Here is a 25,167-nt window from a genome sequence, read left to right as displayed (position 1 = left end):
GAACCGTCAGGGAACAGCGATCAGCGGATGGTCAGCACTTCGCCCCACGTGGGCGAGCCCAGCGTCAAGTCCCATGCACGAATGACCGGCACGAACTTGTCGGTGAGGATGCGCGTCTCGGCCACGGAGCCGTCGTCGCGCTCGGTGTACTCCGTCTGGAGCGTCTTCTCCTTGTGGGTATCACCTTTGACGACGAGCACGCGCCCGGTCCTGGACTTCACCACGCCGGAGATCGCGCCTGCGGCCAAGGCCAGGGCGAGATGCCAGTGCGACAAGGCCCGCGCCGGTGGCCGCAGCGACTGCTGCGCGGCGCCCAGGTGCGTATCGAGCGCCGGCCAGAGTCCTTGCAGCCGGCCGACTTCATCGGCGAACTGCTCGGGCTCCATCGTCACGCGATAGAAGTGCTCCGGCTCGGCCGGGCTGGCAGGGACGGTGTACGGCAGGAACGGCCATTCGAGCGGCAGCTCATCGGCTTCGGCATCGCCTTGCCCGATCTGCAGCAGCAGACCACGCATGACCTTGGCCGACTCCGACGCCTGGTCGCGCTGGCGAACCCGGCGGCCGAAGATCACTACCTGCTTGAACTGCGTTTCCACCGCACGGTAGATGCGCAGGTCGGCGAAATGGCGCGTCAGCCATCCGACCAGTTCGGCGTCGAGCACGTAGGACGGCACGATGAAGACCAGCACGCCGCTGTACTGCAGCAGCGGCAGCGCGCGCTGATAGAACAGCTTTTCCAGCCGCGCACGGCCCTGGCCCTGATAGCCGATGTTGCCGTTCACGTCCTTGCTCAGGTCGCCATACGGCGGGTTCAGCCACAGCAGCCCGAAGGACTGGCGCGAGATCAGCGTGTCCATCAGGTCACCGTGGATGCAGCGATCGACCAGTTGCCGCGCGTGGCGGGCACGCTCGGCGTCGTACTCGACGGCGAAGGCCTGGACCTGCTCGCGCCCGAGGGCGTGGGCGGCTTCGGCGATCGCCACGCCTTCGCCGGCGCAGGGATCGAGGATGGACATGGAGCCGGGAGACGGCGCCAGTGCGGACAAGGCCCGCTCCAGCGTCGGCTCGTCGGTGGGGAAGTAGCCGTTACGAATGAAATTGCGCGCCAGGCGCGGAAACATGAGTGCCATGGATTTCTCCTGGTGATGGATGAGGTAAGGCGGGCACGCGCGGCGCGCATGCCCGTGGGGATGGCTCACGCCACACGCCGAAGCGGTGCGTTCGCGGCCAGTTCGTACTGCGTGGCGCCGAGGGTGCCGTTGCGGATCAGGTCGCCCAACGCCTTCGTCAGCGCCGGGACATCGAGGGCCAGCCGATGGCCTTCCAGCGGCCCGAGGGCCAAGGGAAGACCGGTCAGCATCCGCCGTGTCTGCAACAGCTCCAGCACGGTGTCGCGCCAGTGGTCTAGCAGTGGCAGCGGGCAGGTGTCCTGCACCAGCGTCCACAGCCGGTCGAGCCGGTGAGCGGAATCCCTGGGCAGAAGCGCCAGCGCGCTGGCGTTGGCCTTGTCTGGCTTCACGCAGCGACGATCGAACAGCCACACATTCGTCAGCGAACCGAACAACGTGCGCCGGTAGGCGCGTGTGATGCGCTTTTCCAGATTCTCGACGTTGCCGACGAAGACCGGGATGGATGCGCCCTGCTCGGTGATGACGTGGAACTGATCCAGCCCCTGTTCATCCCGGACGAGGGTCAGGCGGGCGAGGAACTCCTGAACGGCGGTGTCGCGCGCCCAGATCGAGAGAAAGACGAGATTGCCCTGCGCGTCACCGACGCAACCGTCGGCCATGAGGTCGGGGCATTCGTCGATGCGGTACAGAGGTTTCGCGGAAGAAGGTGCAGGCATGGTGATGTCCTCTTGGAAATGAAGGAGCAACCACAGCCCGCGGGGCCATGCTCGCCCCGGTTGGGTGAAGGAAGATGCGTGCCGCTAGACAGCGCGGCCCGCGTGGAAGAGGTGAACCCGCTCGCGCCAGTCGGGGCTTTGCACTGGCGCCATGTCGAGATAGCGCAGCGGGCACGAGTAGTAGTACGGGTGCACGGACTCATCGAGGGACTTGTAGCCCCAATCGCCGCCCGAGCTTTCCAGCAGATGGCAGCCGATGTAGCAGACGGACTCACCGGCCGCGAGGCCCATGACGCCCGCCTGCCTGGCGGTGACGCGAACCACGGTCCACAGAACGTCGCCGTCCAGCGTGTGGTCGATGACTTCGCAGCAAGCGCGCTCGGATGCCTGCGGAGCGAGCAGCTCGCGGATCAACTGATCGCGCGTCTGACGAACGAAGGTCCAGCCCATGAGGGTCTCCTTGAAGAAAAGGCCGGAGCCCTCCCCGTCGGGGGAGAACCCCGGCGGGTGGCGGAATGCCGCGCAAGGCGGCGGATGGATCAGGCAGCTTTGAGGTGCCAGTCCTGGGACAACGGAGCGAACTCGTAGCCGAGCTTGTCGAGACGGTCGCGCTGCTGACGCAGCACACGACGATCCACGGTCGCATCGAGCTTCACGGTCTCGCCCAGGGGCCACAAGGCACCGAACAGCGCCGCGTCGCCTGCCTCGGCCGAGGCCGCAGCGGACACGGGAGCCGGTTCGCTGCCGAACGGCGTGGTATCGACCAAGGGATCGCGCGGACTACGCGGCTTCGCCTTCGGCTTGGCCGGGGGCGTTGCCGGCGCGGGCGCCTGCGCTTCCTCGTCGATTGGATCGACTTCCTGCGGACTCAGCCGGCGGGCTTCGTCGCGGCTCAGGGCGTCGATGTTGGACAGCGTCATCCCGCCCAGATGGGCGCGGATCTCGATGACCATGCGGCCGTTGGCGTTGTACGTGGAGGGGCGAATCTCGACGATGACGAAATCACCGTCGTACTTGCCCTCGCGGTACTGATCGAGTTCGGCGTTCTTCACGACGAACTCGCCGATCGAGGTCGCCAGGCGGCCGACGTTGAAGTCGCCGTTCCTGCCGTGGATGGTCTTGATGGCCAGTTGGCCGGGGATGGTGATCATGAAGGTCTCCTGCTGACGAAGAGAAGACAAGGCCCCGGGGATGGGGCCTTGCGGATCAGAACGACTCGGCAACGGCCAATGCGGGGGCATCGGCTGCGTCGTCGGCAGCATCGGCGACGGGCTCGGAAGGCTCCGGTGCCGAGGCTTGCTGCGCAGCGGGCGCGTCGGACGTCACAGGGACTTCCGGGTCCCGCTCGTCGGTCTCGGTCGGCTTGGGCTCGGCCTTGTAGACGAGCTTGCCGTCGACCTTGATCCAACTGACGAACAGCAGGCGGGCCTTGAGGCTCACCCCCTGCTCGCCGGCACGCTTGCCCTTGGAGTAGGTGAAGGTGTCGGTCCACAGGTCGCCCATGCGGAAGCCGATCATCACCTTCTTCTCGGCGTCGACCGCCTGAATGCAGCGGCGCACCAGGTGCTGCGCTTCCGATCCCGATACGCGCGTGTCGAAACGCACATACGAGACGTCATCGCTGGGACCGTTCAGGGCTGCGATGTCGCAGGCCAGGAACGCATCGCCTTTCTTGGGCTTCACTTCGCGGATGCGATTGAGATACCCGAGGCCGGCGATGTGCAGATCGAAGTAGGACTTTTCGGTGGAAGTGGTCATGGTGAATCTCCTGAAGGACAAAGAGGCGGAGACACACCCGACCCAGGCGGGGAAGGTGTGGAACCCCCGCGTGGGTTGATGGAACAGCTTGGTGGCATCACCATCGGGAACCGATGGACGTTCGCGCGTGGATGCCGGTGCGAACTGGGGTGATCAACGCGGTCGGAACCGCGTCGCAGCCTCGAAGATCGTGGCTGCCTGGGCATGTCGCTGACGGACGTCAGCGGAACATGGCCGGAAGCGTGGCGCCGGGACGGCGCGCAGGCGAGCGGCAATCGGCACTCGCGGCTGTCCGCATTGCCGGGAAGAAAGAGGCCCCCGGAGCGGGGGCCAGGGATGGGCGGTCAGTTACCGCTGGGCGTGAGAGGAACCGCCTGCAGCGACAGGTGTGTCACGGTGGCGGACACGTCGAGGTCGTCCTCGCTGCGCAGGATGCGCGCAAACACGCCCTCCTGCGGATCGAAGAACTCGCCGAAGTCGTCGCCACCGAACTCGGCACGCGCCAGTTCCCACCAGTCGTCGAAGGCATCGACATCCGGGTTGCAACCGGCGGCATAGGCGATGGTCTTCTGGCGACCATCGGGCCGGCGCTCGCCGCACTCGGCCAGGAAGTACACGCCGTGATCCTTGACCAGGATGACGCGGCATTGATTCGCCACCGCTTCGGCGAGCACGGGCCGCAGCTCCGTGCCTTTGAATCGAACAGTCATGGGTGTGATCTCCAGGGGGCAGGAAGAGAGGCTTCCCGCCGCGAGGGCGGGAAGCTGCTGAGAGGTCAGTGCCGGACAGCCTTGCGACCCGACAGGCACTGCACGCGGATGCGCCTCCAGCTCCCGTCGTCGATCAGCCGTTCCAGCGTCTCGCCGAGGGTGTCGAAGAACACCTCATCGACCCGTTCAATCAGCTCGCCGTCGCGGCGCAGCTCCACCGCGTAGAGGTCGAGGCCACGCTCATACAGCACGGTGACGCAACCCTGGAACTTCATCGTGGCGACGGTGAAGCCGATGGCCGGCGGCGTGCGGATGATGTCGGCGGGCAGCGGATCGACCCAGGTGATGTCCCGCGCACCGGCATCCACCAGCATGTGGGTGATGCGCCGGAAGCCGTCGGGAGCGGGCAACTGCTCCAGTTGGTCGATCAGTTCCTGCAGCTCGGGGCAGCGCGGCTCGGGGATCGGCAGCTTCGCCGGTGCGGAACCGAGCACGAACCGCTTCACCGTGTAGGGCTGGCCGTCGGCGGTGAACTCGGTCTGCTCCTCGGGCGTGTCCGCCCGCTGACCGTCGAAGCGGCGTCTGACATAGGGTTCGACCTGCACCTTGGCGCCCTCGTCGGGCACCTCGGTCACGAGCGTTCGATCGAGCACCGCGAACTCGGCTCGTCCCGTCTTGACGACGATGGCCTCGTCGGTGGTGGCGATGACCTTGCCCTCGAAAGGCTTCGGGTCAATGTGAAAGCCCAGCGTCGAAACCTTGGGCTGGCCGTCGAAGATGTTGAACTTGAACGAACGGACGTTGGAAGGCACATGACCGACAACGAGCGTCGGCATCTGTGCGCGGATGGCTTGGGTATCCATGGGGAGACTCCTTGTGGCAACCAAGGGACTCCCGCCCGCAAGGGAGGTCTGTCCCTTGAGGGTGAGGTGGATGGACGCGGGTGCGCCCGGAGAACGAAACAACCAGCACGGCGAACCGCGCCGCAGTCTCGAAGGTCTCGACTGCCTGGGCATGCTGCCGGCAACGCCAGCGAACATGCGGCCAGCGTGCGGCACATGGCGGCGGCCGTCCGCCTGGAATCGGCAACGCGCCGGCACCGCGTTCCGCGGAAAAGAAGAGCCCCGCACGGGGCTCAAGAGGGGGTTACTCGTCGTCGTAGAGCGTCAGTCCGTCCAGCACGGGCGCGCCGGCATCGAACACCAACATGCGAACGTCGGCGAGCGCAGCCAGGTGCAACACTTCCACGAGGGACTCCGGCATGCCCTTGGCCCGGTGCTCCTGCCGCAGTTCTTCGGCGGTGATGCCCTCGACCTGCTGCACGTTCGCATCCGTCCAGGGCGTGGCGATCAGCTTCACGCCGACCGCCGGGCTGTAGGGAATGCGGAAGGCGATGAACAGAAAACCGCTCGGCGTGGCGATGTCGGCCAGGTTGGCCAGATAGCGGCCGGCCTCCTCGGTGATGTGCGCCGAGCTGATTTCCCAGGCACGGCTGTAGAAGCCGGTCTCGAAGCGCAGGCGCCGCACCACCTCGCGTGCGGCTTCCTCGGAGTAGGTATCGCCGACGTGCAGCGGCTGGCCGGCTTCTTCGGCCATGACGGCGTAGACGAGGTTTCGGGCGATGCCGTGGCTGCGGCATTGCGCGTCCAGCTCGGGCGGCACGTTCTGGCCTTCCGTGATCAGCGCGAAGTCGTCGCAGAAGACGCAGGCATGGCGCTCGACCTGGCTGTCTGGCAGGTGCGACTGCGAGACGTGCAGCGCCAGATAGCTCAGCGGGCAGTCGTCGTCGTAGGAAATCGCCAGCAGCCGCTGCACGGACAGGCCATCGTAGCCGCGGACGAAGGGGTTTTTGGAATGAGACATGGGATTCCTCCAGCAGAGGATGGCCGAGGCAATCCCCTGCCGGGGATTGAACCCCAGCGAGTGGATGAAGTGGCAGCCGGTCAGCCGGCCGCGGCGTCGGGCCGCCCTGGTGGCGGGCGGTGCAGGTCAGTGGAAGATGGTGATTCGGGACATGGCCGCTCCTGCGAAAGGAAGGAGGGACATGGCCCCGAACGGGGACGCATGTCCCTCGTGGGGTGGGATGAAAGAACGGTGGGTTGCCAGGCGCGGCTCACCAGCCGTTGTAGTGCAGCGTGAGGTCGGCGATGACCTGGCGCCGTTCCAGATCGAGGCCGCCGAAGTCGGACAGCCCCTCGAAGCCGCAACGCTTGAGCATCGCGCCGCCCTCGCGGGAGTTGTAGAAGCTCACCATCGCGGACAGGAACATGCGTTGACCGCTGCTCAGCACACCCAGGGCGTCGTTGAGCATCAGCATGTTGGGCCGCAGGTCCCACTTGGTGGTGGCACGCTGCAGACCTTCGCGTGTGCCGTCGCCGAACCACTCGTGGCCGGCGATCTGCGCGCCGCGCTTCCAGGCCTCGAAGAAGGCCTGCGGTGCAGCGTCGAAGTGCGCCTGTTCCAGCGCCATCTGATCGAGCACGTCTTCGGGTAAAGACAGATTCATGAGAGAACTCCTTGACGGGTGGGAATCAGGGGTGAGCGCGCTGTGTCCAGGCATGGGTATCCAGGGCGCGCTGTGCTGCGAGGTGGTTCGGGAAATACTCGACGGACTCCCGCGATACCGGGCCTTCGTCGTCTTGCGTGCCGATGTAGTGGCCGGCCGCGCTGCGCAGCACCTGTAGCGGCAAACGCTTGCCGGTCCAGGCCAGCGCCAGCGCACCACTGCGCACTGCGGTTGCAGAGGAAGATGCGGAAGGTTCAGACATGCCGTGCTCCTTGGTGGGTCGGGGAGCACGCATCCCGCAGGGGATGGGTTCCCCTCGGGTGGTTGAGAAAAGTGCATCGTCGCCAGGCCGGCGAGCGTCCGCGGTGGGCGATGCGAAGCGGACTGGATCGGTCAACGCGGCGAACCGCGTTGCAGTCTTGAAGACCGAGACTGCCAGGGCATGCCGCTGACGACTGTCAGCAACGCATGGCGTGAGGATGGGCGCGAAGCATGGCTGTCGTCGCAGGGAAAACCGAATCGCGGACGGCCCGCTTTAGGGCAGGCCCGCGTCACGGGACAAGGCAAGGACCAGGGCGCCGCAGGCCACGCGGGCCTTCGGCTGGAGAGGAAGGAGAACCACCTGTGGGCTGCGTCAGCGCGGGCCGTCGTCAAAGCCGTTCGCTGCGTCAGCAATCGCACCCGGCCCGTTTCGTGGCTGGGGCCGGAAACCTCTGGCGTGCATCCACACACAAAGGGAGCCCGTTGTTCCGCCGGCGGGCACCGGCACGGAATACCCTCGGCCCAAGGGGCCTCCTCACGGCTCGCGCGGCGGCAAGGCGTCAGGAAGCCCCTCATGACCGAGGCAAGGCACACCGATCAAGGGAATGGCGGCGGGCGCGATTCGTGGAGCAATGACCTTCTCGCCCTGTCGCCCGATGGCGGGCAGACGGGGCGCGCACACCGTTGCAGAAGGAGACGCGCGCTTTGGAGTCCCGCGCGGTGCGGGACGTTTGCCTCGCCGCCAGTGAAGTGGCCGGCGCGGCAGGGGGAAGCGAGGATCAGGACGCCTTGGAGGCAGCGCGCCGCTTGCGCGGTGCGCTGCGCCGGCCCGTCGGGGACTCGATCGGCAACGTGCCCTTGCAGTCCGGGTAGCGCGAGCAGGACCAGAACGCGCCGCTCTTGCCCGTGCGCTGCTGCATCGGTGCGCCGCACTGCGGGCAGGCCGGCGCCGGCGGCAGCTTGAGCGAGAGCGTTGCGCCGCGATACTGCTGCACGAGCTGGCCGAGCCACACGGACTGCTTCTCGATGAAGGTGTCCAGCGCCATCTGGCCGGCCTCGATCATGTCGAGCGCCTGCTCCCACACCGCCGTGGTGCCGGGGTCGGCGATGGCCGAGGGCACCGCGTCGATAAGCGTGAATGCCGCGTCGGAAGCGCGGACGGCACGGCCTTTCTTGACCAAGTAGCCACGACCGATCAGACCGTTGATGATGTTGGCGCGTGTCGCCTCGGTGCCGATGCCGGTGGTATCTCGCAGCTTCTGTTTCAGCCGCGGGTCGGTGACGAACCTGGCGACGGTCTTCATGGCTTTGATCAGTTCGCCCTGCGTGTAGGACTTCGGCGGCAGGGTCTTCAGCGCTTTGATATCCACCTGTCCGACCGGACAGGACAGGCCCGCATGCAGAGCGGGCAGCACCTGGCTGCGCTGCGCTTCCTCGCCATCGGCATCGTCCGGCCCCGGCGCCGCCAGCACCTCACGCCAGCCCGTGACGGCGATCTGCTTGCCCCCGGCCGCCAGCGACTGACTGCCGCACGAGAACTGCGCCATCGTGCGGTCGAATTCGTGGTGTGGGAGGAACTGCGCGAGGTAATGGGCGCGGATCAGCCGGTAGACGGCCAGCTCCTTCTCGTTCATGGCCGACAGGTTGGCGGGCTCCAGCGTCGGGATGATGCCGTGGTGAGCCGACACCTTGCCGTCGTTCCACGCACGCGAACGCTGTTGGCGATCCAGGCGCTCGATCAGCGGCCGCAGGCTGGGGTCGGTCTTGACCAGGCTGTCGAGTACGGTCGGCACCTCGGCCAGCATGCTCTCGGGCAGGTAGCCCGAATCGGAGCGCGGGTACGTTGTCGCCTTGTGCGTCTCGTACAGCGCCTGGGCAATGTCCAGCGTCTCCTGCACGTCGAGGCCCAACTGCTTGGAGCACACCTCCTGCAGCGTGCCCAGGTCGAACGGCAGCGGCGGTGCCTCGCGCACGCGCTCGGTGTCCACCGACACGACCTGCGCATCGCGTGCCGCGCGAATGCGATCCGCAGCCTGCTGCGCCACCGGCTGCTGAAGGCAGCGACCCGCTGCATCGGTGCTGCCTTCGGGCGGTATCCAGCTCGCGGTGAAGGACTGGCCGGCATGGGATAGCAGCACGTCCGCGGCCCAATACGGCACGGAGACGAAGCGCGCGATCTCGCGATCGCGGTCCACCACCAGTTTCAACGTCGGCGTCTGCACGCGCCCCACCGACAGCACGCCGGTATAGCCGGCCTGGCGCCCCAGCAGTGTGAACAAGCGGCTCAGGTTCATCCCGATCAGCCAGTCGGCGCGCGATCGGGCGAGTGCGGAGAAATACAGCGGCAGCGTCTCGGCGGACGGCTTGAGCACACCCAGCGCTTTGCGGATCGACGCATCGTTGAGCGCCGACAGCCACAGGCGCTGAATCGGCCCGCGGTAGCCGCACAGGTCGATGATCTCGCGGGCGATCATCTCGCCCTCGCGGTCGGCGTCGGTCGCTATCACCAACTCGCCCGCCTTGGCGACGAGTTGCTGCACGACCTTGAATTGCGCTGCGGTCGCCGCCTTGGGCTCGACACGCCAACGCTCGGGAAGAATGGGCAGTTGCTCGATGGCCCAGCGCTTGTATTGCTCGCCGTAGCCTTCGGGTGGAACCGCCTCCACCAGATGACCAATGCACCAGGTCACGACCACACCCGCGCCGCTGTAGCAGCCGTTGCCGCGTTGACCGGCGCCCAGCACACGGGCGATGTCCTTGCCCTGGGAGGGCTTTTCGCACAGGAACACGCGCATGAAGCCTCCTTGGAAATGTGCGGTTCATCGGATGGGCGTCAGCTTGGCGGGGCCAGGAGATGCCGGCAGCAAGGAAGCCGATTGATGCAGACACCGCTTTGTGATCGGCAGGCGGCCCGTTGCCGCAGCGGTGTGCATAGACCGCAGGAGCTGGCACAGCAAGAGCGTCGTTTCGGGAGGGCGGCTGGAACTCCGTGGACGACCTTGGAGCTATCCCCTGGGGATAGCTCGCTGGTGCATCGCGGGCGTATGACGGTTGCTACAGCCGCCCTCGGGGGAACGGCGATGGGCGAATTACTGTCCGCCGGCCGGCTTGGTGCTGAGCGCCACCGACTCGATGCGGTACGGCAGGATGCCCACGCGCCGCGCCTCGACCTTGAACGTCACGCGCTCGTTCTCGTCGGCGTCCTCCCATTCGTCGCGCACGGTGCGGCCCTCGACCAGCACCCGCATACCTTTCTGGTACAGCGTCTTCCAGTGCTCGGCGTCGCGGTGCCACAGCTCCACGGGCGCCCAGAAGCCGCCGCGATCTTCGTACTCGCCGTCCTTCTTCGGGATCGGGTTGTCGAAGTAGACGTTCAGGCGAAGCAGCCGGCGCGGCCCGTCGTTGCCGTTCGGAAACTCGCGGTAGTCCGGCGCAGAACCGATGTTGCCCTCGCCGACGAAGTGCGTGCTCATGGTGAGTCCTTGGTGGTGGGTGGAACGGCCGCGGTATGCCCGTGGACACGCCGCAGGTAAGCCGCTTCGGCCTGGGCGGCCTTGCTGGCGCATTCCAGGGCTTGGCGAGCGATGCTGTGGGTCAGGCTGATCTGCATGTTCAGCACGATGCGCTGCAGTTCGATCGCGTACAGCTCGTCGATCAGCGAGGCCGGCGTCGCGGGGTTGGCCAGCAGGGCCTCCCACAACGCCACGCCCATGGAGGAACGGTCGAGGTTGCGCCAGCGCAGGAAGGTCGTCCCTGCGCCAGTGGCCTGCTGGGCCAGTTGCACGTCGAGCAGGCTGAAGGGGTAGGCGCGTGCCTGGGGCAGCACACGCCGCTGCGCCAGGCCAATCACGTCGTCGCGCAGCGCTGCGCACTGGCTGGCCCAGGTCTCCAGACTCCCCTTACCCTTAAAAGGCTGTAAAAGGCCTTTTAGGTAGCCTGCATGTTCCAGCCGCTGGAAGTCCGCCTGTTCCAGCGTCACGAAGCGCGTGGAGTGACTGATGGGGGGCGATGCCGTCATGCGTCAGCACCCTCATTACCCGTCGCTGGATTGGCTGCGCCATCCGTGTGAGCCGGCGCATCGGGCTCGATGGCGGGCGCAGCAGGCGGCGTGCCGGGCTTGGTCGTCGGCCGCGCGATCGGTGGCGCGAAGCGCGAGCGGCGCGTGCCTTCCAGCACGTCTTGCGGCAGCTCGCCGAACTTCTCCAGCGCCGCTCGCGCCGCGGCGTTCTTCGCCGCGAAGTCGTCGCGCGTCGTGCCCGAGTAGCGGTACTGCTGGGCGAGCGAGAACAGGCTGCGCAGCGCGTGCGCGCCATCATTGAGCCAGCGCTCCAAGGTGCTGCGGTCGATCAGCGCCGTGTGGTGCGCCAGGATGAGTTTGCGCGCCAGGTCGTCGTAGTCAGCCAGCAGGTACACCGCCATGAAGCCGAGCTGTGCATTCACGAACAGCGGCAGCTTCACCGGCTGCACATTCATGTTCTCGCCCAGCGACAGCGCCGGTGGCACGTCGGCCAGGGCCTGGTCGACCTGTTCGCGCAGGGTCTGCAGGCGGGTCTTGGTGTCGGCGAGCTTGTCCTCGATCCGCAACATCCACCAATCCGAGTACGGGTCGTCCTGCTCGGCGCCGCGCTTCATCTTGTTCATGGCGCCGATGAAGCCGTTGAGACCGATGATGCCGGGGCGCCCCTCGGTCGGGGCGCGGCCGTGCCAGATGCGCGAAGCGTGGTGCGTGTGCAGCGTCAGCGACATCGCGCTGCGCAGCGATCCGAGATTCAGTTGCAGGGGTTCTGTGCGTTCGTTGGCCATTGGAGCGACTCGCGGTGAAGGGGCGAGTCGCCAGCATCGGCATCGGCCGGAAGGCTGTCAGTCAACAAACCGCAGCCCATGCGCGCCCGGTTTGTTCCGCACGGAAGGCTGTGTGTGCCGGCTATCCCCTGGGGATAGCTCGGCGGAGTTGTTCGCGGCTCGCGCGGAGGTGAGACCGCGTTGCGGGGCTATGCCTCGCGAGGTCTGTACCAGGCGGCCCGTTGCCCCTCCACCTCACGGTAGCGAAGCTCGAACAGGCGGCACTCGTGCACCACCTGCCGCCAACTGCTGCAGCCGTACTTGGCTGGAAGCTGCTCGGGATGCTGGCCCGCGATCCAGCGGCCAGCGGCGGCAATGGGTGTCCAGCCCTCGACGGCCAACTGCGCGGCGGCCTCGCGCAGCGCGCGAACGATGCCGGCGGCCGGCCAGTCCACCGTGCCGTCCGGCGCGATGCCATTGACCACCAGGTCGTGGAACACATCCGACTGGACGAACTCCGCTGCCAGGCGCCGCGCCTGATCCATGTGCTCGGCCCAGCCGCGCAGCTGCTCAAAGTGTTGATCGATGCGCGTGTAGGCGGAACCGAGTTCGTCCTGTGCAGCGCGACACCCGTCCACGGTCCATAGATCGTGCTGGTCGATGAAGTGGTGCACCAGGGTGTTGCGCAGCGATACCAGGTCTTTGAGGTCGGCCTGGGTTTTGGCGTAGTCCTGCGCAGACAGGCTCAGTTGCACGCGCGTGCGAAAGGAAATCACGTCGCCGGGAAGATCGTTGTCGCGTTCCTTGCCACCATTTCCATCGGTGACCACATACGAACCAAACAGTTGTCCGACCAACGTGCCCAGGGTCTTGGTCGCGGCATCTTCGATCCGCGCTGTGCGAATGGCCTCCAGCGAATGCGCCGGGCCTGAAATCTCGTGGTGCGCCACGATGGCTTTCATGAGGCGCTCGTATTGTTGAAGGCGCAACAGGCATCTGCCCAGCAAGCGCTGAACGTCTCGCTGCAGTGGTTGCAGTACGTTTGTGACGGGGGAAGTCGTCATGTCCATCATCGGCCGGGCTCGTGCGTGGCTGTCCTCGTCTGATTCACAGGCGACAGTTTCGCCTGTCGTTCGGCGGGCGACAATTGAGCGCGGCGGAAAGGTGTCTGTTCCAGCTATCCCCTGGGGATAGTCAACATCAGCGATCACGCAAGGCTTCTCGGAGCTGTGCCAGGTAGGCACGTGCCACCTCGGGGTCAGCCGCACGGGATGCCGGTGGTGACGACGGCGGGGACGCTGGCGCCGCCGATGCACTTTCTCCGGCCCAGGCCTTGAACTCCCCGCGGATCGCCTTCTGGATGATGCCAAACAGGTAGCCGGCCGGGTTGCGTACCGCGCTGTTGTGGCAGCGTGCCGCCCACTCGTCGAGAACGGCCTGCCTCTGCGCCTCGTCCACCTGCTGCAGCGCCACCAGCGCGCCGGCCTGCTGCTCGTCCTTCAAGCGCAGGAAACGCTCGGGCAGCCGCAGGTTCTGCAAGGCCCTCGCGCGCGGTACTGTACGTACTTCATTTATACGATCATTACGTACTGTACGGTCCTCCTTCGGAATCCGAAGAGAGCCGTCCGGCGCGGGTTTCGGCCCTGCTTCGGATTCCGAAGACGGGCGCGCGCCATTCCGAAGCAGGGCTTCCTGGCCTTCTTCGGATTCGTGGTCCACACCCTCCTGTGGATAACCTGGCGTCGTCCAGCCATGCCGTGCCATGCGCTGCGCGAGCACCTGCAGGCGGGTCGGCAGCGTGCGCCCGCTGAGCAGCGGGTCTTCGGCGATCTCCCGCAGCGTGTTCATGCCCACGACCTGCACCGCCTTCGCCGCGTGCGTGAGCGCTTGGCTCACCAGGCCCAGATAGTCGGGGTCGAGCTGCATCGCCTCGAAGGGCGACAGCGGTTCGTCGTGCAGCACGTAGAGGTTCCCCTGGATGCGGCCGGTCTTGGGATCGCGCCGCCGCCGCACCAGGCTGAGCCAGCGCGTCAGCCGCAGCAGCGTCAAGGCGCGCGCCACGGTCTCGTGCGAGGCTTGCGCCGCACAGGGCATGGACGCCAGATAGGGGCGGAGTTGGTCGTAGGTGGGAAAGGCGGTCACGCCGTCGTCGTTGAGCTGCAGGCGGAACACCTGCCAGGCATTGCGCTCCAGCGGCGTCAGGCGTCGGTCGAGGAACAGCGCGCGCGGCACGCTCTCGTGCCGGTTGCCGCTGTAGAGAAAACCGTCCTGGCTCGGCGCCGTGCCCTGCGCCGGTTCCTTCGGCTCAAGGTACCGCAGCGCCTCGTCGAACAACGCCGACAGCGCAACCGGGCCATCACGCCGTGGAGCGTCGCCCGTCGTCATGACCTACACCAGCCCCTGGTCGACCCAGTTCCGTATCGCCGACCAGATCACCGACATGGGCAGGGTCATGGCCTCGGCCAGGTCCATGGTCAGCGCCAGCATCGCCATGTCGTCGTTCAGTGCGATGTGCCGCTCCGTGATGCCGGCCTTCCAGCGTTCCCACAGGGCCACGTCCTGCGCCTCGTCGAGCACCGGATGCCGGCCCTTGCGCTTGGGCAGTCCGAGGATGTCGCGGCGCAGCGCCACTTCTTGATGCGTGAGGCCGTAGAACTTGCTGACCATCTCCGTGCTCGCCCCCAGGCGCAGCATGCGGTCCACCGTGGCGATCTCCCGCTCCACGTCGTGCACCTGGCTCAGCAGCCGCTTCAACACTTCCCGGTTCACCGACACCGAGCACCACGACACCGTGGCATTCACCAGCATGCTCACGAGTTCGGGGTGCTTCAGCGCATCCAGCTCCTCCTCGCCGAAGCCCATCGCCTTGCAGCGGCGCAACTGCCCGTTGCGCAGGTCATGCAGCGCCTGGGCGATGACGGCCTGGTTGAGCGGGTGCGGTGCCGACATGGGAGCCTCCTGCGCGCTCAGGACTCGTGGCCCGGGTCACCGGCTTCCAGATCCAGCAGCCGGCGCGCCAGGCGCAGCAGACGGAACAGCTTTACCAGCCCGGCATCGCTCAGGCGCGTGACCAAGCCGCCGTGACCATGCAGCAGCGGCCCAAGGTCATCGGCCAGCCGCGCGCTGTCCAGCCCGGTCGCGGGTGCCGGCGCGGTGCTCAGCGCGTGCAGCAGGGTCAGCATCGCACGCGCGAACGCCGGCAGCGCCTTCGCCTGGCCCACGGCCGGCGTCACGCAGACGAAGCCGATGCCGCCATCGCTGGCTTCGATGTGGTCGGCCACCGCCGCTTCCCCCGCGACCTCGCGAGCGAACTGCGCGATATGCACGCGCAGGCGATCCGGCACGTCCAGGCCCGGCTCGATGTACCAGACATCCGAGATGGGAAAGAGCCCGCCAACCTGCACCGGGATCGCACGCAGCGCATCTGCCTCGAAGTCGGGTAGCTTGTCGCCGAGCTGATCCGCGACCATCCGCTGGATGGACTGCAGGCGCTCGGTGGTCGGGGCCGGCGTCACGATGTGCCCCTGCAGGCGCTCGTCGCGCTGCCCGTCCCGGGCGTTTGGTGCAGCGGCAGGTGGTGCCGAGGGTGTCTCTGCCGGTGGCGCGACGGGCGAGGTGTCCCGTGGCGTTGGCGCCGCGGGCGGCAGTTGCGGCGTGATGGCTGGCGCCGCAGGTGCGACAGGCGTTGCCGGGTTCGGCGCGGCCGGCTCGCTGGTCAATGCTCGCTGACGGCTTTCGCTGTCATCGACCTCCAATGCCAGCGTGTCGTAGTCCGCTTCCAGCAGCTCGGCCATCTGACCCACCAGTTCGTCCTGCACGCGCTGGGGCGAGAAGCCCTCCGGCTGCGTGTCGAACTGCGACAGCACATCCTGAAACAGCGAAGCGAAGTCCACGGTCAGCGGCCGGCCCAGCGCACGCCGCTCCCAGGTGCGCTCGCACGCCTTGCGCAGCACTGCGAGCCGGTCCACCTGATGCCGGCCCAATCCGCCGTACAACAGCGTCGGGATCGCCGGCAGCAGATAGCGCACCGCATCGTTCATGCGGCTGATGTGTGACTGCGGCACCGGATAGCCGTCGGCAGTCAACCGCCGCGCGAGTTCGCTCTGCGACAGCGCCTGGCCGCTTTCCTGCTCGTAGAACTCGCGCGCCTTCTCGATGCCCAAGGCCCGCTCGATGAAGGTCAGGCCGCCGCGCAGCTCGTTTTCGGCCAGATGCCCGGTCAGCGCCACGATTTCGCCGCGCGCCGGCCACGGGCGGAACAGGCACGCAATGCGGAAGAAGCGTTCCTCCTTGGTCTCGCTCCACAACTCGCGCAGGATCGCCAGCCGCGTGTTGCCGCCGTTGCGAATGATGTAGTGCGCCTCGCCCGGCCTGCGCGTGATCGCGGGGGGCGCGTCCAGCCCACGTTCGCGGATGGACGCCTTGATCTCCGCATAGGCCGGGTTGCGCGTCACGCGCGGGTCGTGGTCGTAGGGCCGCAACTGGTCCAGCGTCACCACCATCGGCGTGTCGGCGATGGGGTCGCTCAAGGTCGCGGCCGAAGGGCCGCTGCGCTCGAAGCCGGTGGCCAGCAGCTTGGCAGCCATGTCCTGCGGCGTCAGCTCAGCCACGGCCGTTCTCCTGCGCTTGCCGGTCGGCGCGGCGAAGCTGTGCGCGGGCATTGCGGTCGGCACGGTGGTCGCTTGCAGTCGAGCTGGTGTAGATCGACGCGCAGCCTGGTTTCGTGAATTTCAGGTGCCCACCGGACGTGCGCACCACGCGCCAGCCTTCGCCCAGCGCAAACTCGATCAGCGCGCGCAACCGTTCACGGCCGCGCGCCAGTTCATGCGCGCTCGCCATGGCCGGCTCCTCCCGCATCGGCCCGGCCGGTGACCAGCGCGAAGCGCTCCCGCCACACGGGGAACAGCTCGCCGGCCAGCGTGCGCATGGTCTCCAGCGCCGCGGGCGCCGAGCGCCCCGCCGGCTGCCGGTACTCCACCCGGTGCACCGGCAATCCTCGTGTCGCAGCGCGCGGATAGGCTTCGATGGCCGGCACGTCGGTGCCCAGCACCTGCACGCCGGCCTGTTCCTGGAACACCTGTCGCAGCGCCTGCTGGACCAGCCGCGCGTTCGACGACACCGGATGCACACGGTTGATGAGCAGGCGCAGCGGTGGCGGCTCGATGCCCAGGTGCCGATACGGCGCGATGTCCTCGATCAGCTGCAGCGTGCCGCGCCGCAGCTCGCGCGCCGCGAGGATCTCCGGCGTCACCGGCGACAGCGCCAGGTCGGACGCCAGCACCGCCATCTCCAGCAGCACGCTGCGCGCGCCCTGGGTGTCGACCAGCAGCAAGTCATAGTGCGTGCGGAAGACGGGAAGCAAATGGCGCAGTCGCAGGCGCCCATCCGGAGCGTGCAGCAGCAGCGTGTTCAGTTCGCCGCTGTCGTCGTTGGAGAGCACCAGGTCCAGGCCCGCGATCACGGTACGCGACACCAGTTGCTCGATGCGCCGCTCGTTGAAGGCCAGCATCTGGTAGATGCCGCCGGGCGCGCGAACGTCCAGCGTGAAGTAGCTCGACAGCGTGGGCTGCACGTCCAGGTCCAGCAGCAGCACGCGCAGCCCGGCATCGGCGATGAAGCCGCCCAGGTTGGCCGCCGTCGTGGTCTTGCCCACGCCGCCCTTGGTCGAAATGATGGACACCACCTGCATGGGCTTCTCCTCGTCGAATGGCATGAACCGAGAAGAAGCGTCAGGCGCGTTCTTTGAGGCGATCGGCGATCCACTGTTCGATCTCCACCGAGTCCCAGCCCACCGCGCGCACGCCCAGGCGCAGCGCCTTGGGGAACTTGCCTTCCTTCATGAGGCTGTAGATGTGCGCGCGCTTGAAGCCGGTCTTGGCTTCGACCTCGGCGCGGCGCAGGATGCGGTGCTCGGGCGGCAAGGCCGGCGCGATGGTCTGCGAAGACATGAGAGGCACTCCTTGACGCTCGATGGCGTTGTTCAGAAAGTGCCTCGCATTCCATATGCTGCTGCTGCGAGATTCACTGCAACTGCAGAACACGCAACTGCAATTGCAGTCTGCTGTTACAGGCTCAGCGCGATGCCTCCAGGTGGCGACGCGCCTGTGCCAGCTTGCTCCACAGCGTTCGCTCGCTGATGCCGGGCCGCCCTTCATGGTGGGCCAGTAGCGCACTGATCACCGCATCCATGTTGCGGAAGGACGAGTAGGCAGAGCCCGCGGGGGACTTGCCCAACAGCAATGTCAGCAGGCCGCCAATGATGTTCAGGTAAGTCGATTCGCTGCGCAGGCCCGGTTCACTCGCATCGCCCTCACGAATGCTACTGGCATGCTCCTTCGCCAACGCTTCGTGCTGTGCCTTCAGCGCCGCATGTAGTTGTGCGAGTTCGGCAAGCTGCAGCTTGGCGGCCTCGCGATCGGCCAGCAACACGTTCAGCATGGCGACGCTCACCGAAGGATGCAGTTCGCGCTCGATGCCGTCGAACAGGAATGGAGGCCGCTCACCGGGGTAGTAATGCGACATCCACGCCTTCAGGTCGACGTGGCGCACGATCAACGCAGGATCGTCGAGTGCGGGGCGCTGAGGTTCCTGCGCCATGCCTGCCTTGCCGTAAGAAAGCTCATCGTGTGCCAATGCGTCGAAGATGCGCTCGGAGAAAAGGCGCAGCAAGGGCCAGCGCGGAAAGTCGTTCGGCTCAGGCATGGCACGTGGCCCGAGCGTTTCCAGAATCCGCGGCTCAAAGCGCAACAGTCCCGCCCAACGGACGGCCGCCTCGATCGGGCGGTAGTAGATCCTGGCGCCAAAGGCAAGGCAACTCGATTTCTCCATGTCGCGTGCGTCCCATCGTCGGATCGAACTCTGGCAGACGCGCACCGCCCAAGTGGGCGAGGCGATTGCCCAGAAATCCGGATGAAGCGCAGGACCGGCCGGGATCGTGGAAGGAAGCGTTGCATCGGCGCTGACGGCCGGCTAAGGGCGAACTACATCTTGCTACGCTTGAAACTCCTCAACCATGATGCGGGCGCTTTGCCTTTGGACCGGCACGCGGCTTGGTGGTCGCGCTCCCCTGGGGTCAAGCATGGGTGCCGCGCTTTACCCGAAACCTGGCCAAAGTTTTCCGTAGGAATTCCAACGGCGTAAAGTGCCAATGCGTCAACAGGATGAGCCGGTTTGCAACCAGCAAAAGCTCATGCGTTCCGCGTCAGTGAAATGACCGCGGCGGCGAGCCCGCAGGCGAGTGCCGGAGTACGGAAGGGCGCAGCAATTGCGTCGAAACTGGAATCAGTACAGCGCATGAGCCATGCAGATCGGGTCAGCCGCAAGACCAAAGATGAATCGCGCAATCCGAGAAAACTAGCCGCGCACCTTTCGATAGATCTGCGTCAAATCGCGCGTGATGTGCTTGCGTCCTGATGACATACACGTTCGGCGCGTTCGATGAACCGCTTCAACGGCTCCGTCATGCCACCCTCGGTTCGTAACAGATAGGTGGTTATCGATGCGCTCTGACCGGCCAACGGGCGGACAACAACATCCGCCGGCTGGCAAGTTGCCAAGTGCGCGGCAGTGGAAAAACTTAGCCCGTACCCTGCGGCCACCAACGTCAGCATCAGCCCGTGAGAAGCGGCATACTCAGCCACGATCGGTTGGACATCGACAGAGCGGAACAGTCGTTCGCTCTGCCGACCGCAACCTTGGCATGCCCGTGGATCACAAAGTACCAGCGGATAGCTCACCACTTCCTGCAACGGCACTTCCTTGAAGGCTACAAGCGGGTGCCGTGCGGGCAGGATCACTACCAAGGGGTCGGCCCACAGCGGCTCAGCAATGATCCCGTCCTCCACTTCATTGACCATTGCAAAGCCGGCGTCGAACAGATTTGCGTTCAGCCCCTGCACGAGTTCGGTCAGCGGTACTTCGGAGAGCCGGATGTTTACCTGCGGCGACTCTTCGCGGCACAGTGCAAGCAGTGCTGATAGCCTCACCCGTCCTATGTCTCTCGACAGCGCGATTCGCAAAATGCCCTGAGAACCGGAGGCAGCAGCCTTCGCGCTGGCCACTGCCTGCTCAACGCTCAACATGATGCGGCGGGCGTCGTCGAGGAAGACTCGCCCTGCCCAAGTCAGGGTTGCGCCCCGCGGCGTGCGACTGAGCAACGTCACGCCTAGAGTTGTCTCCAACTTGCGGATCGTGCGTGATAGGGGAGATTGTTCTATATGCAGCCGCCTAGCGGCTCGACCGAAGTGCAGTTCCTCGGCTACAGCAATGAAACAGCGAAGATGACGTAAGTTCATGCGCAGTCCCTCGTGACGTGACCAGTCCTTATGATCGTAGGGAGCCGCATGCGTGCGGAGAAGAGGCCGGCATGTCTTGCAGCGGCTGCCGTCGCCGGCTCACAGCACGCGGGCAATGGTGTCCGGAGTTATTGCAACGCTGCTTGAACGCGGGCGGCGGTCATGGCGGATGGCTAGCTAGAGCACTCGCGCCAGCGCGCCTCGGCTAGTCTTCTGTGGCCGCAGCGACCCGAGGAAGACAGTCGCGGCGTCTTACGTCACTCCCCGAGGGCGAGCGATTTGGTCTGTCGACACGGGCGGCGGCGCAGCGTCTGAAGTTCGCGCCAGCGGGCATCGCGCCGGATGAACTGTCGATGGGCATGTTCGGCGAATTCGAGATCGCCACCTGTAAACGCGCTGCTGAAGCACTGCGGCCGGAGCAGTCGCAGCAAGCGGCTGACGCGGGCGGACAAGCAATTCCTGTAACATGTGCCGCGCCTCTTCACTGTCTTGCAGCAAGCCCGCGACAGCGTGAGGGGAGCGGCCAACGGCTTTCACGGTCAGCAACGCATTACGCTGTCCGATGGCATCACCCCGTCGCGCTTGCCGACCTTGCTGGCGTTAAGCTGGCAGGAGGAGCCCGACGTCGAGTTGCGCCTGTTCGAGGTGTCACTGTCGCAGCAAATCAAGGGGCTGCATGGCGATCTGTATGACCTAGGGCCCAGTCTGGTGAAGTGGGTGACGACATCGTGGCTAAGGCGCTTTGGAGCGCCCCCCTCATGGTCGCGGCGCCGGCATGGCATCCGCTGCTCAAGCACAAACGTATCTCACTGGACGAGGTGCTGCGTTATCCGCTGGTGCTGGTGACCCACATGCATACGGGAGTCATGAACGTCAGATCCAACGAGTGCTGCCGCGGGTAAAGCAGGAACCCGTGATCGCTGCACGGGTGGCTTCCTGGGAACCTGAAACGCGTCGAGGTATATTGATTGGACAGAAGCTAGTCTTCCGTCAACAGGTGTAGCCATCCCTTGCTAGCGGCTTCCATAGAACTTTTCCACGAACGAGCGACGGTAACTCTGGTGGCAGGCTAGGCAGCTTTGCTGGGTCTTGGAGAAAGCCGCGATGACTGCTTGGCCGTCATTCCGCTGTGCAGCCTCGCCCATGGCGGTCGCGGCGTCATGGACCTGTCCATCAAGACCCCGAAACTTTCCAGCGTCTGCCCCAAGCCAGGCAAGGATGCGCATCTTTTCCGACATGGGCGGCTCGGCATGCTTGGCGATTCGTGGTGCTAGCTCGGCGACCAGCGGCCAGTCTTCTTTGGAGATCGCGCCCGTGACGGCTTGCATGTCGCGACCGAGTCTTTCCATTATGGTACGAAGCGCCATTGGCTTTGCCGCCTCTACGGACTGCGCACCGAGTGCCGTGGCGAAGGTTGCCAAGAGCACGGACAGCGGGACGGTGAAAAACGATCTGGGTTTCAAGGGCTGGTTCACGAATTTCTCCATTGATGTTGTGACGAATGCTTTGGGTCTAACGATTGGTTGCAGGTGTCCTCAAAATTCCAGACTCAGCGCGATCGATCCGAATGCGTGATGGCCCGCCTGCTGGTCGAACTCGCGGGTTCTCCAAACGCGCATCACGGCGAGCCGTACGCCACGTCCAGCAACGATCCATTGGCTACTGATGCCGAGAGCTGCTTGCGCGATCCAAGGCCGCCGGCTGACGTGATGGCTATGCCGGAACATGTTTCCGTCGAGTGAGAAGTCCCAGGCGACGGCTTTACCCTCCAGATTCAGGAAGACATGTGCCCCAGGTTTGGGCGCCAGGACCGACTGCGGCGTTGTCGTGCGCAGATCGGCAACACCAGAGGGCGGGCGGTTCTCTGCGCCAGGGCGGATCGGATAGCTGCCGAAGTCGTTCGGTATGTTCCAGCCCGCGCGAAACTCCACGCCGGTACTGGCGGCGGTTTCGATGTTTCCGACCCGCAGGGCATAGCTGCCGATCACGTCGCTGCCCCATCCAGGGCGGACCGCACCCTCCGTGTACGGCTTGAACTTGCGCTCCATGGCCATCTGAAACGCCGGCTCGTTGCGCAACTGGTTGTCCCAGCCGCGAAATCGCTCAATGCCGCGTGCCCGATGCACCAGATCCTGAGATTGCTCGGCCAGCGACCAGGGGCCGATCACGCCCAGGGTCAGCTCACGCACGTCAAGCATTTCGTAGCTGGCGGCTTGTGGGTGGATGCGGCGATTCCACGCCAAACCCAGGTAGAGCAAACCAGCGTACGGTCGGTCATCTGGAATCACGTCGGTGCGCGTCTTGTTCTCGGGCGTGTACATGGACTGGCCAAAGCGCACGACGAGGTTTTGCGACGATGTCTGGGCGCCGGAATCGCGCCAGAACCCGGGATCAGCCCAGCCGATGAAGCGGGCGTACAAACCAATCGGCTGAGGCAGGCACTCCGGACGGAGCCCGCCTTGCAGATCACGTGAGACTGCTGTTAGCGCGACACCGTTGGTGTAGTTGCGATCGGAGCCGGTGAACAAATCGTTCTCCAGACGCAGGGTGCCGCCCCGCCAGCGCAGGGATTGCTCTGGCGAGCAGGAGGGAGGATTTGCAGAGAGTGAGACTTCGGAACCAAAAGCAGAAATCGGGCTGAACAATGCACCCGCAATCAACAAGATAACGCACTGCATCGGCTGCCGCACCTTGGTGCCGCGCAGGCTCCAGCGATACCCGCCGATGCCAATCATGTTGCCCCATCGCCTGCCGCCCTGTTGACGTAAAAGCGTTCGAGGGCACTGACGATTTCCTCCGCATCGTCTACGCAGGTGAACAAGTCGAGATCGGATGAAGAGACATAGCCTTCGTCGAGCAGAAGATCGAAATCAACTACGCGACGCCAGAATGCACGGCCGACCAGCACCACCGGAACACGCTGCATCTTTCTGGTCTGGATCAAGGTGAGCACCTCGAACAGCTCATCGAGCGTTCCATAGCCACCGGGGAAGGCCACCAAGCCCTTGGCGTGTAACAAGAAGTGCATCTTGCGCAGCGCGAAATAGTGGAATCGGAACGCCAAATCCGGGCACATGTAGGGGTTGGGTGCCTGTTCGTGGGGCAGCGTGATGTTGAGGCCAATCGAACGTGCGCCGACCTCGAAAGCACCGCGGTTGGCGGCCTCCATGATGCCGGGCCCACCCCCGGTGACGACGACGAAATCACGGCGGTTTTGCTGCTGGAAACGCGCCGAAATAAGGCCCGAGAAACGCCTCGCTTGCTCGTAGTGACGTGCCTGTTCGACCCGGCGATTGGCCCGCGCAAGCTCTTGCCGCAGCCCGACATCCTCCGGAGTGACGAGCGCCTGACGTTCCAGAACGCCAAGACGGGCTTCTGCCGTCTCGGCATCGCTCACGCGTGCGCTGCCGAAGACCACTACCGTCGAGCGAATGCCTTGCTCGTGCAGGATGCGCTCGGGCTTGAGCAGTTCGAGCTGTAGTCGCAGCGGCCGCAGTTCGTCCTGGCCAAGCAGCTCGATGTCTTCGTACGCAAGCCGGTACGTTGGCGACTCGCGGATGGCGCGCAGGCGTTCATCGAGATCTTCTGCGGGCTTCATCACTCGTGCGCCAGAAAGTCCGGCCAGCGCAGCGCATGGCCATACTCGGGCACCGTGACCTGCCAGCCGAGTTGCTGCTGCAAGAGGTCAGCGAAGGTTTGCGCGGCCGACGATTCCCCATGCACCACGAAGGTTTGCGCCGGTGCTTGAATGAAAGCACGGGCCCAATCCAGCAGCGCCTTCTGGTCGGCATGCGCCGAGAGGCCGTCCACGCTGTGGATCGCCGCATGTACCGGGATGTCCTCACCGAAGATGCGTACACGTTCGGCCCCCTCGATCAGGCGCCGGCCAAGCGTCCCCTGCGCCTGGAAACCGGGAAACAAGATGCTGCATTCGCGGCGTGGCAAGTTGTGGCGCAGGTGGTGCCGGATACGTCCCGCATCGCACATGCCGCTGGCAGAAATAATGATGGCCCCGGAGCGAATCCGGTTCAGCGCCATGGACTCCTCAGCGCTCGCTGTGAAATCCAGGTACGGGAGGTTCTCGCCGCGCGCGTGCCATCCGGCCAACCGCTTCGCCTGTTCGTCGAACAATTCGAGATGTTCACGCGTGATGCGTGTGGCCTCGGTGGCCATCGGCGAATCGACAAACACCATTGGACGCTGCAGACGCCCTTCGCAGGTGAGACGATGTAGGTGGTAGAGCACCTCCTGGGTTCGGCCGACCGCAAAGGCCGGAACGATGACATTGCCGCCGCGCTCGAACAGGGTTTTCTCGACGATGCCGATCATGTCCGCTTCGGTCGCCGAAAAATCCTTGTGCCGGCGGTCACCGTAGGTGGACTCGATGACGAGGATGTCGGCTTCCTCAATGGGTGTCGGGTCGCGCAGGATGGGGCGTCCCGGCTGACCCAGATCGCCGCTGAACACGATCTTCGTGGGGTAACCGTACTCGGTAATCCAAACTTCCACGATGGCCGAACCAAGGATGTGTCCGGCATCACGAAAGCGGGCGCGCACCCCGACGCGGGGTGCGAACTCCCGGTCGTATTCGATACCTCGTACTTGCTGCAGGCATTCGTGTGCATCCTGTAGGGTATACAGGGGTGGCGGCACGGTCTTTTCTTTGAGCCGCTTGGCAACCCGCTTGGCATCGCTTTCCTGGATGTGAGCGCTATCGGGCAGCATCACCCCGAGCAGATCAACCGTCGCTGGCGTGGCGTAGATGGACCCCTTGAACCCGGCGCGCGTGAGTTTGGGCAATAGCCCGCTGTGGTCGATGTGGGCGTGGGTCAGCAGGACGAAGTCAATGGACGCCGGGTCGAACGCGAACGGCTCGTGGTTGCGTGCTGCTGCTATACGCCCACCTTGAACCATGCCGCAATCGACCAGGAAGCGGACATTAGCCGCTTCGACCAGAAAGCACGATCCGGTGACTTCTCGGGCTGCGCCCAAAAAACTGAGTTTCATAGG

28 protein-coding genes and 1 pseudogene are annotated in these 25,167 nt (G+C 65.4%); 1 reads left to right on the top strand and 28 read right to left on the bottom strand.

The window, feature by feature from the left end:
* Positions 1-20: 20 nt before the first annotated feature.
* The 24 genes from CKCBHOJB_RS01215 to CKCBHOJB_RS01100 form a co-directional block, all read right to left on the bottom strand.
* Positions 21-1,130 (bottom strand): DUF6094 domain-containing protein, encoded by a 1,110-nt coding sequence (locus CKCBHOJB_RS01215; RefSeq protein ID WP_161773230.1) that lies wholly within the window; start codon positions 1,128-1,130, stop codon positions 21-23.
* Between the two features lie 65 nt (positions 1,131-1,195).
* Complete coding sequence (locus CKCBHOJB_RS01210; protein ID WP_151023704.1) at positions 1,196-1,846, bottom strand: hypothetical protein; 651 nt, start codon at positions 1,844-1,846, stop codon at positions 1,196-1,198.
* Between the two features lie 84 nt (positions 1,847-1,930).
* The gene (locus CKCBHOJB_RS01205; protein ID WP_151023703.1) at positions 1,931-2,296 is read right to left on the bottom strand and encodes a hypothetical protein; all 366 of its coding nucleotides are present in this window, start codon (positions 2,294-2,296) and stop codon (positions 1,931-1,933) included.
* Between the two features lie 89 nt (positions 2,297-2,385).
* On the bottom strand, positions 2,386-2,997 hold the full coding sequence (locus CKCBHOJB_RS01200) for a DUF3275 family protein (protein ID WP_281050232.1): 612 nt from the start codon (positions 2,995-2,997) through the stop codon (positions 2,386-2,388).
* 55 nt (positions 2,998-3,052) lie between these two features.
* Positions 3,053-3,604, bottom strand: coding sequence for an STY4534 family ICE replication protein (locus tag CKCBHOJB_RS01195; protein WP_281050231.1), 552 nt, complete (start codon positions 3,602-3,604; stop codon positions 3,053-3,055).
* 344 nt (positions 3,605-3,948) lie between these two features.
* Positions 3,949-4,314: a DUF3085 domain-containing protein gene (locus tag CKCBHOJB_RS01190; protein WP_034050578.1), complete on the bottom strand. Its 366-nt coding sequence runs from the start codon at positions 4,312-4,314 to the stop codon at positions 3,949-3,951.
* 65 nt (positions 4,315-4,379) lie between these two features.
* Positions 4,380-5,177, bottom strand: coding sequence for a hypothetical protein (locus CKCBHOJB_RS01185; protein WP_034050576.1), 798 nt, complete (start codon positions 5,175-5,177; stop codon positions 4,380-4,382).
* Between the two features lie 283 nt (positions 5,178-5,460).
* A complete protein-coding gene (locus tag CKCBHOJB_RS01180) occupies positions 5,461-6,177 on the bottom strand; it encodes an ABC transporter substrate-binding protein (RefSeq protein WP_281050230.1) in 717 nt (238 codons plus the stop codon).
* A 250-nt stretch (positions 6,178-6,427) separates the two neighbouring features.
* The gene (locus CKCBHOJB_RS01175; protein ID WP_003141051.1) at positions 6,428-6,820 is read right to left on the bottom strand and encodes a hypothetical protein; all 393 of its coding nucleotides are present in this window, start codon (positions 6,818-6,820) and stop codon (positions 6,428-6,430) included.
* 25 nt (positions 6,821-6,845) lie between these two features.
* Entirely contained in the window at positions 6,846-7,082 is a 237-nt protein-coding gene (locus CKCBHOJB_RS01170; protein ID WP_013982118.1) for a hypothetical protein, read from the bottom strand.
* 778 nt (positions 7,083-7,860) lie between these two features.
* The gene (locus tag CKCBHOJB_RS01165; RefSeq protein ID WP_281050228.1) at positions 7,861-9,876 is read right to left on the bottom strand and encodes a DNA topoisomerase III; all 2,016 of its coding nucleotides are present in this window, start codon (positions 9,874-9,876) and stop codon (positions 7,861-7,863) included.
* A gap of 294 nt (positions 9,877-10,170) precedes the next feature.
* Complete coding sequence (locus CKCBHOJB_RS01160) at positions 10,171-10,554, bottom strand: single-stranded DNA-binding protein (protein ID WP_161613369.1); 384 nt, start codon at positions 10,552-10,554, stop codon at positions 10,171-10,173.
* On the bottom strand, positions 10,551-11,099 hold the full coding sequence (locus tag CKCBHOJB_RS01155; protein ID WP_281050227.1) for a DUF3158 family protein: 549 nt from the start codon (positions 11,097-11,099) through the stop codon (positions 10,551-10,553). Before CKCBHOJB_RS01155 ends, CKCBHOJB_RS01160 begins: the two co-directional genes overlap by 4 nt.
* Positions 11,096-11,884 carry a PFL_4669 family integrating conjugative element protein gene (locus CKCBHOJB_RS01150; RefSeq protein WP_124189398.1) on the bottom strand — a complete coding sequence of 263 codons (789 nt, stop codon included), beginning with the start codon at positions 11,882-11,884 and terminating at the stop codon, positions 11,096-11,098. The genes CKCBHOJB_RS01155 and CKCBHOJB_RS01150 overlap by 4 nt, the downstream gene beginning before the upstream one ends.
* 188 nt (positions 11,885-12,072) lie before the next feature.
* Positions 12,073-12,825: an OST-HTH/LOTUS domain-containing protein gene (locus CKCBHOJB_RS01145; RefSeq protein WP_281050226.1), complete on the bottom strand. Its 753-nt coding sequence runs from the start codon at positions 12,823-12,825 to the stop codon at positions 12,073-12,075.
* A 238-nt stretch (positions 12,826-13,063) separates the two neighbouring features.
* Positions 13,064-14,248, bottom strand: coding sequence for an STY4528 family pathogenicity island replication protein (locus CKCBHOJB_RS01140; RefSeq protein WP_161613371.1), 1,185 nt, complete (start codon positions 14,246-14,248; stop codon positions 13,064-13,066).
* 3 nt (positions 14,249-14,251) lie between these two features.
* Complete coding sequence (locus CKCBHOJB_RS01135) at positions 14,252-14,812, bottom strand: DUF2857 domain-containing protein (RefSeq protein WP_010792177.1); 561 nt, start codon at positions 14,810-14,812, stop codon at positions 14,252-14,254.
* Positions 14,813-14,829: 17 nt separating this feature from the next.
* Positions 14,830-16,473 carry a ParB family protein gene (locus tag CKCBHOJB_RS01130; protein ID WP_161613372.1) on the bottom strand — a complete coding sequence of 548 codons (1,644 nt, stop codon included), beginning with the start codon at positions 16,471-16,473 and terminating at the stop codon, positions 14,830-14,832.
* Positions 16,466-16,702, bottom strand: a complete 237-nt coding sequence (locus CKCBHOJB_RS01125) for a type II toxin-antitoxin system HicA family toxin (protein ID WP_013982111.1) — start codon at positions 16,700-16,702, stop codon at positions 16,466-16,468. The genes CKCBHOJB_RS01130 and CKCBHOJB_RS01125 overlap by 8 nt, the downstream gene beginning before the upstream one ends.
* On the bottom strand, positions 16,686-17,552 hold the full coding sequence (locus tag CKCBHOJB_RS01120) for a ParA family protein (RefSeq protein WP_281050225.1): 867 nt from the start codon (positions 17,550-17,552) through the stop codon (positions 16,686-16,688). Before CKCBHOJB_RS01120 ends, CKCBHOJB_RS01125 begins: the two co-directional genes overlap by 17 nt.
* A 40-nt stretch (positions 17,553-17,592) precedes the next feature.
* Positions 17,593-17,811, bottom strand: coding sequence for an AlpA family transcriptional regulator (locus tag CKCBHOJB_RS01115; protein WP_004255100.1), 219 nt, complete (start codon positions 17,809-17,811; stop codon positions 17,593-17,595).
* A gap of 124 nt (positions 17,812-17,935) precedes the next feature.
* Positions 17,936-18,691: a hypothetical protein gene (locus tag CKCBHOJB_RS01110; protein WP_010792182.1), complete on the bottom strand. Its 756-nt coding sequence runs from the start codon at positions 18,689-18,691 to the stop codon at positions 17,936-17,938.
* 554 nt (positions 18,692-19,245) lie between these two features.
* On the bottom strand, positions 19,246-20,157 hold the full coding sequence (locus CKCBHOJB_RS01105; RefSeq protein WP_038011046.1) for a LysR substrate-binding domain-containing protein: 912 nt from the start codon (positions 20,155-20,157) through the stop codon (positions 19,246-19,248).
* Positions 20,158-20,414: 257 nt separating this feature from the next.
* Positions 20,415-20,609, bottom strand: a complete 195-nt coding sequence (locus tag CKCBHOJB_RS01100; RefSeq protein ID WP_004255109.1) for a hypothetical protein — start codon at positions 20,607-20,609, stop codon at positions 20,415-20,417.
* On the opposite strand from CKCBHOJB_RS01100, the pseudogene CKCBHOJB_RS01095 reads away from it, so the two are divergent.
* Positions 20,572-21,100, top strand: a pseudogene (locus tag CKCBHOJB_RS01095) (LysR substrate-binding domain-containing protein); the annotation flags it as partial. The gene CKCBHOJB_RS01100 and the pseudogene CKCBHOJB_RS01095 overlap by 38 nt on opposite strands.
* A gap of 70 nt (positions 21,101-21,170) precedes the next feature.
* On the opposite strand, the gene CKCBHOJB_RS01090 reads toward CKCBHOJB_RS01095, so the two are convergent.
* From CKCBHOJB_RS01090 to CKCBHOJB_RS01075, 4 genes are read right to left on the bottom strand one after another with little or no spacing between them, the layout of a single operon-like run.
* On the bottom strand, positions 21,171-21,644 hold the full coding sequence (locus tag CKCBHOJB_RS01090) for a cytochrome c (protein ID WP_004255128.1): 474 nt from the start codon (positions 21,642-21,644) through the stop codon (positions 21,171-21,173).
* Positions 21,645-21,692: 48 nt separating this feature from the next.
* Complete coding sequence (locus CKCBHOJB_RS01085) at positions 21,693-22,892, bottom strand: lipid A deacylase LpxR family protein (RefSeq protein ID WP_013721840.1); 1,200 nt, start codon at positions 22,890-22,892, stop codon at positions 21,693-21,695.
* Positions 22,889-23,755, bottom strand: a complete 867-nt coding sequence (locus tag CKCBHOJB_RS01080; RefSeq protein ID WP_013721839.1) for a TIGR00730 family Rossman fold protein — start codon at positions 23,753-23,755, stop codon at positions 22,889-22,891. The genes CKCBHOJB_RS01085 and CKCBHOJB_RS01080 overlap by 4 nt, the downstream gene beginning before the upstream one ends.
* The gene (locus CKCBHOJB_RS01075) at positions 23,755-25,164 is read right to left on the bottom strand and encodes an MBL fold metallo-hydrolase (RefSeq protein WP_151609301.1); all 1,410 of its coding nucleotides are present in this window, start codon (positions 25,162-25,164) and stop codon (positions 23,755-23,757) included. The genes CKCBHOJB_RS01080 and CKCBHOJB_RS01075 overlap by 1 nt, the downstream gene beginning before the upstream one ends.
* Positions 25,165-25,167 lie beyond the last annotated feature (3 nt).

It is taken from the genome of Thauera sp. GDN1 (assembly GCF_029223545.1).
Classification (GTDB): domain Bacteria; phylum Pseudomonadota; class Gammaproteobacteria; order Burkholderiales; family Rhodocyclaceae; genus Thauera.
Note: the sequence above shows the minus strand (reverse complement) of the source record. Positions and strands in the feature narration are given on the sequence as shown.

Bases quoted from the DNA above. Each gene is read 5' to 3' on its own strand.
- CKCBHOJB_RS01215 (WP_161773230.1), bottom strand. From the start codon at position 1,130: ATGGCACTCATGTTTCCGCGCCTGGCGCGCAATTTCATTCGTAACGGC.
- CKCBHOJB_RS01210 (WP_151023704.1), bottom strand. From the start codon at position 1,846: ATGCCTGCACCTTCTTCCGCGAAACCTCTGTACCGCATCGACGAATGC.
- CKCBHOJB_RS01205 (WP_151023703.1), bottom strand. From the start codon at position 2,296: ATGGGCTGGACCTTCGTTCGTCAGACGCGCGATCAGTTGATCCGCGAG.
- CKCBHOJB_RS01200 (WP_281050232.1), bottom strand. From the start codon at position 2,997: ATGATCACCATCCCCGGCCAACTGGCCATCAAGACCATCCACGGCAGG.
- CKCBHOJB_RS01195 (WP_281050231.1), bottom strand. From the start codon at position 3,604: ATGACCACTTCCACCGAAAAGTCCTACTTCGATCTGCACATCGCCGGC.
- CKCBHOJB_RS01190 (WP_034050578.1), bottom strand. From the start codon at position 4,314: ATGACTGTTCGATTCAAAGGCACGGAGCTGCGGCCCGTGCTCGCCGAA.
- CKCBHOJB_RS01185 (WP_034050576.1), bottom strand. From the start codon at position 5,177: ATGGATACCCAAGCCATCCGCGCACAGATGCCGACGCTCGTTGTCGGT.
- CKCBHOJB_RS01180 (WP_281050230.1), bottom strand. From the start codon at position 6,177: ATGTCTCATTCCAAAAACCCCTTCGTCCGCGGCTACGATGGCCTGTCC.
- CKCBHOJB_RS01175 (WP_003141051.1), bottom strand. From the start codon at position 6,820: ATGAATCTGTCTTTACCCGAAGACGTGCTCGATCAGATGGCGCTGGAA.
- CKCBHOJB_RS01170 (WP_013982118.1), bottom strand. From the start codon at position 7,082: ATGTCTGAACCTTCCGCATCTTCCTCTGCAACCGCAGTGCGCAGTGGT.
- CKCBHOJB_RS01165 (WP_281050228.1), bottom strand. From the start codon at position 9,876: ATGCGCGTGTTCCTGTGCGAAAAGCCCTCCCAGGGCAAGGACATCGCC.
- CKCBHOJB_RS01160 (WP_161613369.1), bottom strand. From the start codon at position 10,554: ATGAGCACGCACTTCGTCGGCGAGGGCAACATCGGTTCTGCGCCGGAC.
- CKCBHOJB_RS01155 (WP_281050227.1), bottom strand. From the start codon at position 11,099: ATGACGGCATCGCCCCCCATCAGTCACTCCACGCGCTTCGTGACGCTG.
- CKCBHOJB_RS01150 (WP_124189398.1), bottom strand. From the start codon at position 11,884: ATGGCCAACGAACGCACAGAACCCCTGCAACTGAATCTCGGATCGCTG.
- CKCBHOJB_RS01145 (WP_281050226.1), bottom strand. From the start codon at position 12,825: ATGAAAGCCATCGTGGCGCACCACGAGATTTCAGGCCCGGCGCATTCG.
- CKCBHOJB_RS01140 (WP_161613371.1), bottom strand. From the start codon at position 14,248: ATGACGACGGGCGACGCTCCACGGCGTGATGGCCCGGTTGCGCTGTCG.
- CKCBHOJB_RS01135 (WP_010792177.1), bottom strand. From the start codon at position 14,812: ATGTCGGCACCGCACCCGCTCAACCAGGCCGTCATCGCCCAGGCGCTG.
- CKCBHOJB_RS01125 (WP_013982111.1), bottom strand. From the start codon at position 16,702: ATGGCGAGCGCGCATGAACTGGCGCGCGGCCGTGAACGGTTGCGCGCG.
- CKCBHOJB_RS01120 (WP_281050225.1), bottom strand. From the start codon at position 17,552: ATGCAGGTGGTGTCCATCATTTCGACCAAGGGCGGCGTGGGCAAGACC.
- CKCBHOJB_RS01115 (WP_004255100.1), bottom strand. From the start codon at position 17,811: ATGTCTTCGCAGACCATCGCGCCGGCCTTGCCGCCCGAGCACCGCATC.
- CKCBHOJB_RS01110 (WP_010792182.1), bottom strand. From the start codon at position 18,691: ATGGAGAAATCGAGTTGCCTTGCCTTTGGCGCCAGGATCTACTACCGC.
- CKCBHOJB_RS01105 (WP_038011046.1), bottom strand. From the start codon at position 20,157: ATGAACTTACGTCATCTTCGCTGTTTCATTGCTGTAGCCGAGGAACTG.
- CKCBHOJB_RS01090 (WP_004255128.1), bottom strand. From the start codon at position 21,644: ATGGAGAAATTCGTGAACCAGCCCTTGAAACCCAGATCGTTTTTCACC.
- CKCBHOJB_RS01085 (WP_013721840.1), bottom strand. From the start codon at position 22,892: ATGATTGGCATCGGCGGGTATCGCTGGAGCCTGCGCGGCACCAAGGTG.
- CKCBHOJB_RS01080 (WP_013721839.1), bottom strand. From the start codon at position 23,755: ATGAAGCCCGCAGAAGATCTCGATGAACGCCTGCGCGCCATCCGCGAG.
- CKCBHOJB_RS01075 (WP_151609301.1), bottom strand. From the start codon at position 25,164: ATGAAACTCAGTTTTTTGGGCGCAGCCCGAGAAGTCACCGGATCGTGC.